This is a genomic window from Rhizorhabdus sp., assembly GCF_018006725.1.
In the GTDB taxonomy this organism is placed as follows: Bacteria; Pseudomonadota; Alphaproteobacteria; order Sphingomonadales; family Sphingomonadaceae; genus Rhizorhabdus.
Map to the genome: position 1 here is coordinate 1 of NZ_JAGMXV010000142.1, position 12931 is coordinate 12931.

General features: G+C 64.4%; 13 protein-coding genes. 6 read left to right on the plus strand and 7 right to left on the minus strand.

All coding sequences use genetic code 11. The features are described 5' to 3' along the window. On the plus strand, positions 1 to 474 hold a 474-nt coding region (locus KAY22_RS17695; RefSeq protein WP_296624622.1), incomplete at its 5' end, for a M24 family metallopeptidase. Positions 475 to 499: 25 nt separating this feature from the next. Beyond that, positions 500 to 2170, plus strand: coding sequence for an amidohydrolase family protein (locus tag KAY22_RS17700; protein ID WP_296624623.1), 1671 nt, complete (start codon positions 500 to 502; stop codon positions 2168 to 2170). A 23-nt stretch (positions 2171 to 2193) separates the two neighbouring features. Here the strand turns inward: KAY22_RS17700 and KAY22_RS17705 are convergent, their stop codons facing one another. Both KAY22_RS17705 and KAY22_RS17710 read right to left on the minus strand, forming a co-directional pair. Continuing rightward, entirely contained in the window at positions 2194 to 2649 is a 456-nt protein-coding gene (locus KAY22_RS17705; protein ID WP_296624624.1) for an Lrp/AsnC ligand binding domain-containing protein, read from the minus strand. An 84-nt stretch (positions 2650 to 2733) separates the two neighbouring features. Continuing rightward, positions 2734 to 3216 (minus strand): N-acetyltransferase, encoded by a 483-nt coding sequence (locus tag KAY22_RS17710; protein ID WP_296624625.1) that lies wholly within the window; start codon positions 3214 to 3216, stop codon positions 2734 to 2736. Between the two features lie 119 nt (positions 3217 to 3335). On the opposite strand from KAY22_RS17710, the gene KAY22_RS17715 reads away from it, so the two are divergent. After that, a complete protein-coding gene (locus KAY22_RS17715; protein ID WP_296624626.1) occupies positions 3336 to 4724 on the plus strand; it encodes an amino acid permease in 1389 nt (462 codons plus the stop codon). Positions 4725 to 4851: 127 nt separating this feature from the next. On the opposite strand, the gene KAY22_RS17720 is transcribed toward KAY22_RS17715, so the two are convergent. Next, on the minus strand, positions 4852 to 5220 hold the full coding sequence (locus KAY22_RS17720; protein ID WP_296624627.1) for a hypothetical protein: 369 nt from the start codon (positions 5218 to 5220) through the stop codon (positions 4852 to 4854). 37 nt (positions 5221 to 5257) lie between these two features. Then, positions 5258 to 6547: a sugar MFS transporter gene (locus KAY22_RS17725; protein WP_296624628.1), complete on the minus strand. Its 1290-nt coding sequence runs from the start codon at positions 6545 to 6547 to the stop codon at positions 5258 to 5260. 148 nt (positions 6548 to 6695) lie between these two features. Between KAY22_RS17725 and KAY22_RS17730 the strand changes: the two genes are divergently transcribed. Continuing rightward, the gene (locus KAY22_RS17730; protein WP_296624629.1) at positions 6696 to 7232 is read left to right on the plus strand and encodes a VOC family protein; all 537 of its coding nucleotides are present in this window, start codon (positions 6696 to 6698) and stop codon (positions 7230 to 7232) included. Then, positions 7229 to 8029 (plus strand): SDR family oxidoreductase, encoded by an 801-nt coding sequence (locus tag KAY22_RS17735; protein ID WP_296624630.1) that lies wholly within the window; start codon positions 7229 to 7231, stop codon positions 8027 to 8029. Before KAY22_RS17730 ends, KAY22_RS17735 begins: the two co-directional genes overlap by 4 nt. 16 nt (positions 8030 to 8045) lie before the next feature. Here KAY22_RS17735 and KAY22_RS17740 read toward each other — a convergent pair whose 3' ends face one another. Beyond that, positions 8046 to 8327: a PqqD family peptide modification chaperone gene (locus KAY22_RS17740; RefSeq protein WP_296624631.1), complete on the minus strand. Its 282-nt coding sequence runs from the start codon at positions 8325 to 8327 to the stop codon at positions 8046 to 8048. A gap of 76 nt (positions 8328 to 8403) precedes the next feature. Continuing rightward, positions 8404 to 9918, minus strand: a complete 1515-nt coding sequence (locus KAY22_RS17745; RefSeq protein ID WP_296624632.1) for a glycosyltransferase family 39 protein — start codon at positions 9916 to 9918, stop codon at positions 8404 to 8406. Between the two features lie 154 nt (positions 9919 to 10072). Here KAY22_RS17745 and KAY22_RS17750 point away from each other — a divergent pair, with 154 nt between their 5' ends. Further along, positions 10073 to 10831, plus strand: coding sequence for a hypothetical protein (locus KAY22_RS17750; protein WP_296624633.1), 759 nt, complete (start codon positions 10073 to 10075; stop codon positions 10829 to 10831). Positions 10832 to 10883: 52 nt separating this feature from the next. Here the strand turns inward: KAY22_RS17750 and KAY22_RS17755 are convergent, their stop codons facing one another. Further along, positions 10884 to 12698, minus strand: a complete 1815-nt coding sequence (locus KAY22_RS17755) for a diguanylate cyclase (protein WP_296624634.1) — start codon at positions 12696 to 12698, stop codon at positions 10884 to 10886. Positions 12699 to 12931: the final 233 nt, after the last annotated feature.

Sequence of the window (12931 nt, forward strand, 5' to 3'; positions counted from 1 at the left end):
GACATGCCGCTGCAGGTGGTGATCGTCGCGAAGGTCGGCGGCTGCGGCGGCGAGAATTACCGCATGTACCAGACCGCCAATGCCAGCGGCGGCTTCGACGCACATGGCACGAAGATGTGGGAAGTGTCGCAGCACACCTGCGACATGCAGCGCGACCTGCAGGCGGCCGGCCGGCGCTGCTCCGAGGTCGCGGCCGCCATCCACAAATATCAGGTCGATCAGGGCATGGCGGATTACATCTACCACCGCCCAGGCCATGGCCAGCAGTCGGAAGGCCACTATGCGCCCTATATCGCGCTGGGCGACCATACGGTGCTGCAGAAGAACATGCTCTTCAGCCAGGAGCCGGGCCTGTACGATCCCGAGAAGGGCGTGGGTTATAACTGGTCCGACACGATCGTGACGGGTGAAGGCGCCGGCTATCGCATGAGCCGCGTGCCCTATGACAAGCAATGGTCCTTCATCCGGATCTGATGGAAGGCAAAGGGGAAATATTGGAATGAAGCTCGCATCTCTCTTCGCCGCAGGCATCGCGCTGGCCGCCATCGCGCTGCCGGCTGCCGCCCACCAGACGGCTGGCGGAAAGCCCGCCGAGCCCGAGGTGAACCGGGTCGCCAAGGGCGCTCCAACACGCACGGCAGGCGAAGGCATGGGCCCGTTCCGCAAGCTGGTGATCCGTGGTGCGACGCTCATCGACGGCACCGGCGCTCCGCCGCGCGGGCCGGTCGACATCATCGTCGAGGGCAACCGCATCGCCGACATCAAGCAGGCCGGCTGGCCGGGCCTCGCCTGGAAACAGGACCGCGAACCGCGCGATTTCGATCAGGAGATCGACGCCACCGGCATGTACGTCCTGCCGGGCTTCGTCGACACGCACGTCCACCTGCCCGGACCCGACAAGGCGCCGGACGCCTCCTATGCCTATAAGCTGTGGCTGGCGCATGGCGTGACCGCGGTCCGCGGCGTTCCCCTGACCAACCAGGCGCTGGCCTCGCGCGAGAAGAACCGATCCGCCACCAACGAGATCGCGGCTCCGCGCATCTACAATTACCAGACGCTCGGATCGGGCTGGACCGGCGGGCGCATCACCGGCCCCGACAAGGCGCGCGAATGGGTGCGCTGGGCCGCCAAGAACAATATCGACGGCATCAAATTCTTCGGCTGGAACGATGAGACGCCCGAGGTGATCACTGCCGCGATCGACGAGGCGCACAAGAACAAGATGGGCACCGTCGCCCATCTCAGCCAGCTCGGCGTCGCCAATTTCAACGGCCGCGTGGCGGGCGAGGCGCATCTGGATTCGATCACCCATTTCTATGGGCACATGGAATCGCTGCTGAAGAACCGCACGATCCAGGATTTCTCGGCCGGCTATAATTTCTACAACGAGCTCGACCGGTTCGGCCAGGTCGCCGACATCTGGGACGAGGTCTACGAACCCGGCAGCCCCGAGTGGAAGGACTATCTGGAGAAGCAGAAGGCCAACAAGGTCACCTTCAACCCGACCTTCAACATCTACGCCGCCTCGCGCGACCTGATGCGTGCGCGCAACGCCGACTGGCAGGGCAGCTACACCACGCCGCAGCTGTGGAATTATTTCCAGTCGACCCGCGACAATCACGGCTCCTATTTCTTCGACTGGACGAGCGAGATCGAGACGTCGTGGAAGCGCTTCTACGACCGCTTCTTCACGCTGGTGAACGACTATAAGAATATGGGCGGCCGGGTGACCGTCGGCACGGACTCGGGCTTCATCTACAAGGTCTATGGCTTTGCCTATGTCGAGGAGCTTGAGCTGTTCCGCGAGGCCGGCTTCTCCCCGCTCGAAATCTTCCGCTCCGCCACGATCAACGGGGCGAAGGAGATCATGGATCCGAAGGGCGCAGAACCCGAATTCGGCCTCGTCCGTCCCGGCTATCTGGCCGACATGGTGATCGTGAAGGAGAACCCGCTCCAGAACCTCAAGACGCTCTATGGCACGGGCTTCGTGCGGTTGAACCCTGCGACCAACAAGCAGGAGCGGATCGGCGGCGTTCGCTACACCGTGAAGGACGGCATCGTCTATGACGCGCCGAAGCTGCTGTCCGAAGTCGCGGCAATGGTCGCGCAGGAGAAGCAGAGCGTCACGACACCCGTTCCGCCGCCTGCACCGCTCGCCCCGCTGCCTTGAGCGGCGGGGTCGGATCGGCAGGATCAGATCGGCAGGGAGGTCGAATATTTGACCTCCTCGAGCACCGCATAGGTCCGGGTCTCGCGGATGCCGGTCATGTGGGTCAGCGAGGTACCGAGGAAGCGGCGATAGGCCTCCATGTCCTGCACACGGACCTTGAGCAGATAGTCGAAGCCACCGGCGACCATATGGCATTCGAGGATTTCGGGCATCGCCTTCACGGCGTCGGCGAAATGGTCGAAGACGTTGTTGGTCGTCCGGTCGAGCATCACCTCGATGAAGACCAGCAGCGCGCGGTCGAGCTTCTTGGGATTCAGCAGGGCGACGATGTCGTCGATATAGCCCTGCTCCCTGAGCTTGCGGAGCCGGTCGAAACAGGCCGAGGGCGAAATCCCGGCCTGCGCGGCGAGGTCCTGGTTGGTGATCCGGCCGTCATGTTGAAGGGTGTTGAGGATCTTGCGATCTATCTGATCAAGCATCGAATATCCTTCGGGCTACCTGCGAAACAGAAGCTAGCATCATCGGACATTCATCGAACAGGCAAAAACTTCGTGCCAGCGCAATTAAAGATGGCGATACATTACCAGCGCATCGACCGACCCGGCAACGGGATGATCGAACGCACCGGGAAGGCGACCGACGATGTCGAAGCCGAGCGCCTGCCACAATTTAACCGCGCGCTCGTTGGTCGACACGACAAAGTTGAACTGCATCGCCCGGAAACCCCGTTTGCGCGCATGGTCGAGCGAGTGACTGCACATGGCCCGCGCGACGCCGCGCCCCGTCGCCTCGGCCGCCGTCATATAGCCGCAATTGGCGACACCGGCGCCGCCGCCCATCTGGTTGGGCTGGAGATAATAGGTGCCGAGCACCTGCCCGTCCGCCTCGGCGACGAACACGTCATGCGAGGGCAGCGTCCAATAAGCGAGCGCCTCGTCCCGAGTCCAGTCGCGCGGCAGCGCGTAGGTCTCGCCCGCGCGGATCACCGGCTCGATGATGTGCCAGACGGCGTCGGCATCGCGCGGTTCATAGGGACGGACAAGCATCGATCGGCCTTTCGGGGGTCGGAGACAATCGCCGGGACCGGCGGACGAACGAATTCGTAACAAGGGGACGGAGTGTGGGAAAGTGGAACCGGCGAAAAAGCGTTGTAGCGCGGGAGGATATGGCCCCGGAGCATCGGCTGGAGCCGACGCTGGGCTGGCCGCATCTGATCGCGCTGGGCGTCGGCGCGATCGTCGGCACGGGCATATTGACGCTGATCGGCGTCGGCGCCGACAAGGCCGGACCGGCCGTCATCCTGTCCTTCGTGATCGCGGGGCTGATCTGCGCCTGCGCCGCGCTGGCCTATGCCGAAATGGCGACGATGATCCCCGCCTCGGGCAGCGCCTATACCTACAGCTATGTGGTGATCGGCGAGTTGGTGGCGTGGGTCGTCGGCTGGAGTCTGATTCTCGAATATAGCCTGGTCGTCAGCGCCGTGGCGGTCGGCTGGTCGGGCTATGCCGCGCCGCTGCTGCAGGCCGCCGCCGGGGTGCCTATGGCGCTGATGCAGAGTCCGGAAATCGGCGGTCTGGTCAACCTGCCCGCCATCTTCATCATCGCGGTGGTTGCCGGGCTGCTGATGGTCGGTACGCGTGAGAGCGCGACGCTCAACAGCGTGCTGGTGTGCGTCAAAATCGTCGCGCTGATCGTGTTCGTGGCGGTCGCCCTCCCCACCTTCGACGCCGCCAATCTCGATCCCTTCGCCCCGTTCGGCTTCCCCAAGAGCGTCGGCCCCGACGGCGTCGAGCGCGGCGTGATGGCGGCGGCTGCGATCATCTTCTTCGCTTTCTATGGTTTCGACGCGATCGCCACCGCTGCCGAGGAAACCCGCCGGCCCGAACGCGACCTGCCGATCGGGATCGTCGGATCGATGATCGCCTGCGTCCTGATCTACATGGGCGTCGCGGCGGCAGCGGTCGGCGCCGTCCCGTTCCGGACCTTCGCCGACAGCCCCGAACCGCTTGCCCTGATCCTGCGGACGCTCAACCAGCCGGGCGCCGCGATCTTCCTCGGTGCCTCGGCGGTGATCGCCCTCCCGACCGTCATCCTCGCCTTCTTCTACGGCCAGTCGCGCATCTTCTTCGTGATGGCGCGCGACGGGCTGCTGCCGCGCAGCCTGGCGAAGGTGTCTTCGCGGGGCACCCCGGTCAGGATCACCCTGTTTACCGCGCTGGTCGTCGGCGCAATCGCCGGCTTCTTTCCGCTCGACCAGATCGCCGCGCTCGCCAATGCCGGAACGCTCGCCGCGTTCATCGCGGTGTCGGCCTGCATGCTGATCATGCGCCGCCGCGCGCCCGACGCCCCGCGCAAATTCCGTACCCCCTTCGCCTGGGGCACCGGCCTCGTCGCGATCGGCGGCTGCCTTTATCTGCTCGCAAGCCTGCCGAGCCGCACCCAGCTCTACTTCCTGATCTGGAACCTGCTGGGCGTGGCGCTCTACGCGATCTTCAGCGGGCGTCGGCGCGGATCAGAGGCCGTCATCGAAGACGAGCAGATCGCGACTGTGTAGGGAAAACCCCTCCACCATCCTGCGGATGGTCCCCCTCCCCGTCCCGGGGAGGAATTTCCCGCGAGCGTCCTAAGTTCCTCCCCGGGACGGGGAGGGGGACCGACGCAGCCGGTGGAGGGGAATCAGCCTATTTCGCCCGCACCGCGTTCCAGTTGAACAGGAAGCGGCGGTGTTCGGCCCAGGTCTGGCCTTCGACCCGATCACCGCGCAGGCAGGCCGCGCTGTGATAGGGGCCAGCCCCGTCGGTCGTGCGGAAGCTGACGCAGGTGCGGCCGCGGTCAGCCTTCCAGCGGCCGGCTTCGATCTCGCTGTCGTAGAAACTGCCGCTGACCGTGCCGTCGGCCGCGAGTTTCAGGACCATCTCCTTGGTATAGACCTGCCCCGGCTCGCTCGACAGGTCGACCGTCCAGCGGCCGTCGAAGGAAGCGCCGGCTCCTTGCGCGATGGCGGGCGCGGCAAGGCCGAGCGAAAGAACGATGGGCAGAAATCGGATCATAGCCTTGCCTCCCGACGCGCCGGATGTCCCCAAAGCCTCACGCGACCGGCTTCCGCGCGAAAAGTCCATAACAGCCGATCGCCGCATAGCAGGCGACCGGGATCATCAGGCCGACGGACAGACTGCCGCTCCAGTCGGCGAGCCCGCCAACCAGCAGCGGCACGATCGCGCCCCCGCAGATCGCGACGTTGATCACGCCCGACCCGTCAGCGGTCCTGGTGCCCAGCCCCGCACAGGCGAGGCTGAAGATCGTCGGGAACATGATCGCATTGGCGAGGCCCACAGCCAGCAGCGCATAGGCACCGACCGGTCCGGCCATGCCCGCCGCAACCAGCACCAGCGTGATCGCCGACAGTGCCACCCCGGTGAGCGCCATTCCCGGATTGATGAAGCGCAGGGAGGCCGATCCGATGAAGCGCCCGATGAGCGCACCGCCCCAGTAGAAGGGAATGAGCTTGCCCGCCTGCTGTTCGGTCAGGCCGAGCGCGTGGGGCTGTTCGAGATAGCTGACCAGCAAGGATCCGATCGCGACCTCGGCCCCGACATAGAGGAAGATCGACAGCGCCCCGAAACCGAAGCGCGGGCGCCGGAGGAGCGCAAGGCCAGACAGCAGGCTGGCGCTCTCATGCCGCTCGCCCTTCAGCCGGTCGCGCAACAGCCAGACGACGCCCGCAATGACCGCCAGCGCGATAGCGAGCCCGACATAGCCCTGGACGATCGCCCGGCTCTCCGCCGTCCGATAGGCATCGAGCGCGGCGCCCGTAAGCCCCTTGGAGTCGGTTCCGGCCAGACTGCCGAGGATCAGGATCGCGCCGACATAGGGAAAGAGGGTGGTGCCGAGCGAGTTGAAGGCCTGGGCGAAGGTCAGCCGGCTCGACGCGGTGCGCGCGGGACCGAGGAGGCTGATCAGTGGGTTGGCGACGACCTGCACCACGACCACCCCGCTGGCGAGGACGAACAAGGCGAACAGGAACAGCGGATAGGTCGCATAGGCGCTTGCCGGGATGAACAGCAGGCAACCCAGCATCATCGCGAGCAGACCGACGACCGCACCCCGCATATAGCCGACCCGCTTGACCAGCTGCGCACCGGGGATGCCGACGATCGCATAGGCCGCGAAGAAGCAGAACTGCACCAGCATCGCCTGGGTGTAGTTCAAGGTGAACAGGTCTTTCAGCTTCGGGATGATGATATCGTTGAGCGAGGTAATCCCGCCGAAGATGAAGAACAGCCCGAAGACGAAGAAGCGCAGCGAAGGAGCATCGATCGCGGGGGCCTGATCGGTGTCTGAGCGGGGCGTCCGGGCGGTATCGGGAGCAAGAGCCATGATCGCGGCATAGCCGAGCCCGCACCGCACGACGAGAGGCGCGGCGCGACGCCGACTCTTTTCACCGCGCTGCGGCTACCCGAGCGATGACCGGCCATGTTATCGCCGCCGCAGACGGCAAAATGCCGCGAACCGAGGAGAGACTGCCATGCCCGTCCGCGAGGACCGCGCGCCGATCGACCAGATCGGCTTCGTCACCGATGACCTGGAACATTCGGTACGTTTCTGGAGCGACAATCTGGGTGTCGGGCCCTGGCAGATCTATCGCAACGTCGCGCTCGACGGCCACTATCTCGACCGGCCGACGCGCGTCGTGATCGACGTGGCGCTCGGCTATCGCGGCAGCGAGCAGATCGAGTTCATCCAGGTGCGCAGCGCCACCCCTTCCCCCTATCAGGATGACGCTGGCCGATCGATCGCCGGCCTCCACCATCTCGCCTGGATCGTCGATGATCTCGATGCCGAGGCAGCGCTGCTGGACGCGTCCGGCATGCGGCGCGTGTTCTCGGCGGAGAATGTCGCGGTGCGGGTGATCTATTTCGCGGATCCAAAGCAGCCGGGCGTGCTGTTCGAGCTGATCTGCGGCGCCGGCTCGCGCGAGGGGCATGACGCAGGGATTGCCCTGGCCCGCGACTGGGACGGCCGTTCGACGCTGTCCGAAATCGACCTGGGAGCGGCGGCATGAGCGGGCGGCTGGCGGGGCGGCGCGCGCTCGTGATCGGTGCGGCACCCGGCAATCTGGGCGACGTCATTGCCCGCCTCTACCGCGCGGAAGGCGCCGAAGTTGCGGTCGCAGGCCGGCGCGAGGCGGCGACGGCGGAACTGGCCGCCGAGATCGGCGCGATCGGCATCGCAGCGGACATCACCGTCGAGGCCGATCTCGACCGGCTGTTTGCGCAGATCGACGAGAGGCTCGGCGGCATTGACATCGCGGTCAATGCCAGCGGATGGGGGCTGCTCGTCCCCTTCCTCCAGTGCAGCCGCGAGGAGATCGACCGGATGTGCGCGCTGCAATTCGCGGGGCCTTTCCAGTTCTTCCAGCGCGCCGTGGCGATGATGAGCCGCGAAGGCGCCGGCGGCGGCAGCCTGATCCAGATCTCGTCGGTAACCGCCCAGATCATGATGGACGATCATGCCGCTTATATGGGCACCAAGGCGGGCTTCGACCATGTCATGCGCTGCATTGCCCACGAGTTCGGGCCGGCGGGCATCCGCGCCAATTCGCTCGCGCCGGGCGGCATCGCCGATACGCCGATGTCGGGTGGCGGGCTGAACCTGCCGCAGGTCGCGGCGCTCTATGCGCGCGAGATCCCGCTCGGGCGCCCCGGTGTCGCCGCCGAGGTGGCAGACGCAGCGCTGTTCCTCGCGAGCGATGAATCGCGCTTCGTCACGGGGCAGACGATTCACGTCAGCGGCGGGCAGACGCTGCGCCGCAACCCGCGCTTCGCCGAGGTCGCCGCGCTCTTCGCCGAGGCAAACTGACCCCGGCCGGCCGGTATCAGTCGGCGTCGACGACCAGCAGCTTGCGCTCGTTGAGGGTTTCCAGGAGCGCGAGTACGTCCTGGCGGATCAGTTCGATCGGCGCGTCATAATCGGCGGCGAGCCGGTCGCACAGCGCATCGACGCGTGTCGGTTCCGCCAGCGCGTGCCAGATGCGGCTGCCGATCGGATCGAGATTATAATAATGCCCGCTTTCGGCATCCATCATCACCGTCTCGCCATCGACATCGGCGGTGAGCATGTCGGGCACGGCCCGGACGACAGAGGATAGCGTCAGCATAAGCGGGTCCATGGCGTAAAGGGCATCAGGCCCAGATCCCCTAAGGATAAGCGCGGTGGATGTCCACGGCTTCGGCTTACGCTCCCGCCGCAGAAAGACGGCAGCCTGGGGCGTCGAACAATAGCAGTCGATAGGCTTCGACGACGCCCGGCTTCCACATGTTGGAGATGGGAAAACGCTTCTCCCCGACCAGGCGCAGTGCAGGCGGCAGAGCGAAGCTTTGCCGCTGACCGCCCGGCGCCATCAGCCCATAGGTCACGCTGTGCCGGACGGGGTCATAGGCAGCATCCCGGGGCATGATCTCCACCGCGACCCGGCCACCGCAAAGCCCGGCCGGTATCGCCCGGAGGTCGATGATACGAACGTCCGAGCGGCCGAGGAAGCGCTGGGTCAGGGCCATCTCCTCGCCATAGGTTATGATCGTTCGCACATGCTCCTTTGCAGCGACATCCAGCACGGCGGGTATCGGCACCTGATCGAGCCGATAGGGAATCGTGAGCGCCGAAAAGGCCAGAGCGATGCCGAAGATCGCACCGATCAGCCGCTGCGGACGAGACGGCAGGGACGATAGGCAGGCCGCCAGCATGACCGCGAGCCACGGGCTGGCGACGATCGCCGGATGCAGGCGAATGAACGGCCCCCCGAGGACCCCCATCAGCGCGAACAGCGCGAAGGGAATGAGCGCCATGACATGACCGACAATCAGCAGATCGACCGTGCGATGGCCGCTGTCGGCAAGGCGCAGGAGCGGACGCGCGGGCGCCCGCCACGCCAGCCCGGCCGCCCACAGCAGCAGCGCCGGACCGACCGCAACGAAACCACCGAGCAGCTTGACGAAAACCTTGACCGCCTCGACCACGCCGGACAGCCCATCGAAGACGTGCATCTGGCTGCCGACCACCTGACTGCGTGCCAGGAGCATCCACAGCCAAGGCACGAGACAGGCGGTCGCGAGCCCCATTATCCCAACAACCGCGACAAGCTCGCGCCGTGCGATCCGGCCGGTGACAAAAAGCCAGAGGGCGAGCGCGAACAGCCCTGCGAGCACGAAAGGGCCGATGAAGTGCAGATAGTCCAGCGTGATGCAGCACAGGAAGAACTGCGCCAGTCGCCCGGCACGAGGTCGCTCGACATAACGGAAGAGCGCGACGACGACGGCCACCGCAAAAAACTCGCACAGCGCATAGCCGCGGATCTGCTGTGCATAATGGATCGACGCGGGCGAGGCGATCAGGATCAGCGCAGCCGCGACTGCGAAGGGGCGTCCCGCTCGGCGGTCGAGAAACAGGAACAGCAGCCCGCAGCTGAGCACGGACGGGATTGCCGAGAAACCGCGCAGGACGGTCAGGCTGTCCCCTAAGAGGCTCGTGATCAGCTTCAACATCAGAAAATACAGCGGCGGATGGACGTCCCGCGCGACGATCGGCAGGATCTGCGACACGGCAAGCGTCGTCAGCCGCCAGGAGAATAATTCGTCTGCCCACATCGCATTGGCGGTGAGCCCGTTAAAGCGCGTGGCGGCAGCAAGCGCCAGCAGCAGTGCAAGCCATGCCGCACGGCCCGCGGGCGGCCTCCGATCGACTCCTGTCATTGCCGCGGTTCCCTTTCGGCTTGCGAGGCCCTTACCGGCGCCCGTAGCGCCGGATGAAAGCTGCCGTCCGCGATTGCAACCGCGCAGATGGCCGCAGCATGCCCGAAAGGCCGACACCATGAGCGCCGTCGGCGGTTGACCCGACCGGGAAAGCATGAAAGCCGGGCAACGCCGCTCCGGCTATGAGGTCTGCATGCTGATCGACGGGATCGTCCATTCCACCCAGAAGATGATTCTCGCCCAGACCGCCGCCGGTCCGGCCTATGAAGCGATGCTGGCTGCGACCGATCCGGTCCACCGCGCCTTTTGCGCCGCCAACGACATCGACTTTCGCCCCTTCGTGGGGGTGCGACGCGGCTATCATCCGTGGCAGGCTTCGCTGAACCGGATCGAGATGCTGAAGGACCTGCTCGACGCGGGTTGGCGCGGCTGGTTCCTCTATCTCGACGCCGATGCGCTGATCCTGCAGCCCGATTTCGACATCCGACGCTTTTTGGGCAGACGGGAAGCCTATGCGCTGGTGGCAGCGCCCGGCGCGCCCGATGCCGAGCGCTGGGCCATCAACAACGGCGTCTTCTTTCTGAACCTGGGCCATGAGTTGGGCCGCGAGATCGCGTGGCGGTGGTGGGAAATCACCCGTCAGACGCTTTCCGAAGACATGTTACGGACCGCAGTGGAGCCCTGGCAGGCGCTGCCCGACGGGCGGCCCTTTCCCGACGATCAACATCTTTTGCAGATCGTTCTGATGCGTCACCCGCATCTGCTCGACGCGCTCTACCTGATCAACGATGGCGTCGTCAGACTCGGCACGGGCCGATTCATCCGCCAATATCTGCGCGTGCTGGGATCTCCCGCCGACCGTCTCGAGCGCATCCGTGCAGCGGTCGCCGAATTGTTAGGAGGGCGGCGTTAGTTCCGTATCTTGTTGCGTCGCTGTGGAAATGAGGCGTCGGCAGCGACACCTGTCAGGATATCGCCCTAAGGCCGCCAGCCTCGCCGACGCCATTACGCCCAGATCGTTTCACGGCATATAGGGCGCTGTCTGCAGCTTCGAACAGCTGGCCACGAGACATGCTCGGATCGAGCTCCGCAATTCCGCAACTGATCGATGCGTTCAGCCGAATTCCCCGTTCATTGACGACGGGCCGCGCACCGATTGCGGCGACCATGGCCTCACACGCCTTTCGGGCCTCGGCGATGCCGACCTCGAACAGAATGGCAAACTCGTCCCCTCCGAGGCGACCGACGATCTGAGGAGAGTCCGAATGAGCCTGCAGGCGAACCGCAACCTCCTGAAGAAAAACATCGCCGACCGAGTGGCCGAAATTGTCGTTCACGGACTTGAAGTGGTCAACGTCGATGAGCGCCAGCGTCAGAGGGCGCTTTCCGCTCGTGAAGGCCTCGTTGATCCGTGCCTTGAAACCTTTGCGATTGAGCACTCCCGTCAGGTCGTCGGTCTCCGCCATCCGGCTGATCGCCGCCTCGCGCAATTTGCGCATCGATATATCCCGGATGGTAACCACGAAGCCCCACGCGCCCGCCTGCTCCCAGCGGCCGACCGACGCCTCCAGGGTCAACATCGGCCGACCAGCGGGCACAAACTCAACATGCTTCACATCCCTCAGATTGGCCGGCGGACTTCCCAGCACGGCTTGCAGATCGGCGTTGAGATGCGGCGCCAGGTCTTCGAGTTTCAGATTTCTGAGCTGATCCGGCCGCAGATCGAGATAGTCCTCCAATTGGCCGGCAGCCCACCGACAGGTCCCCGAAGAGTCGAAACCGAGAACCGCATTCGAGCTGCTGTCCATAATCAACCGGATGGCTTCGTCGCGTTGCGCCAGAAGGACGAGCGCCTGGGCACGGGCCGCGACGGTGGCGGTCAGAGGCAATGCGGTACAGAGGATCACTGCCAGATAGCATTGGAACACCAGGGCCTGGGTTAAAGCCTCATCATGCGTCAGCGCGATCGGGCCGGTCCCTCGAAAGGCCGCGATTCCGCCAAATAATGCCACGACGACGACGCCCGCCATGGCGCCCGCCCTTCCGCAGCGAAATGACAATGCGAGAAGCGTCGACATCGGCAGAAAGAGGAGTGGCAGCGTCGTCTCAGTGAATATTAGGGCACACGTCGCCCCGTGAATGGCCAGCAATCCCAGCGAGACCATGCGTTCTGCGAAGGACTTTGCCTTGAATTCAGCGAGATAGTTGCCGTCGAACAACGCCATGGCAAAGGGGGTTACTACGAGCAGCCCCAAGCTATTGCTGGCAAACCAGCGGAAGAACGAAGGTCCGAAGCTTTCGCCGAAATTGATCAACGAAACCAGCGAGCCCGCCGCCGCTCCCATCGCGGGAGCCAGCACGCCGGCAAAGCCGATGAAACGCAAAGTCGACTTTGCGTCTTCAAGGAGATTTTCGTGAGCCCCCATTTTGCGTATAAGGGTCGCAGCCAGCCAGGCCTGGCTCATATTTATGATGCCATAGAAGACCAGTCCGTCAGACCATCCTCGCGTCACCACATTGGCCAGAAAATTTGCGAGATATCCCGCGAATAGAAGCGATGGCCAGGTTCTCGTCGACGAACCCAGCAACAAAGCAAGTATTATGGCATCGGCTGGCCACACCGTGGCGTGGCTTCTCCCATTGCTGGTCAACAGGATCGTCGATGAAGCGAGAATGAAATAGGCGGCCATGCCAATGAGCAGTCGACGCATGGCAACGTGGCCGTGACTGAACATCGCTGTGCTGTCTCCCACCACATTCAACCGCTTATCAAAACTCAATTAACAGAGGCCTAAGCCTGCTGCTAAATCATTCATGCCAATATGTTATACGAAAGTCGTAGAGACCCATCTGTACGTGCCGGAAGGCGCGGCGGCCGGTTTATCGTGAAAGTACAGGTCTTTCTGAGTAGCCCCTAGTTTTCTAGACGCCTTCCGCTTTCAAAATCTGCTGCCGTTCGAACTCAACGGGGGACAGCATCCCGTTCCTGACATGCTTGCGCACCGGATTGTAG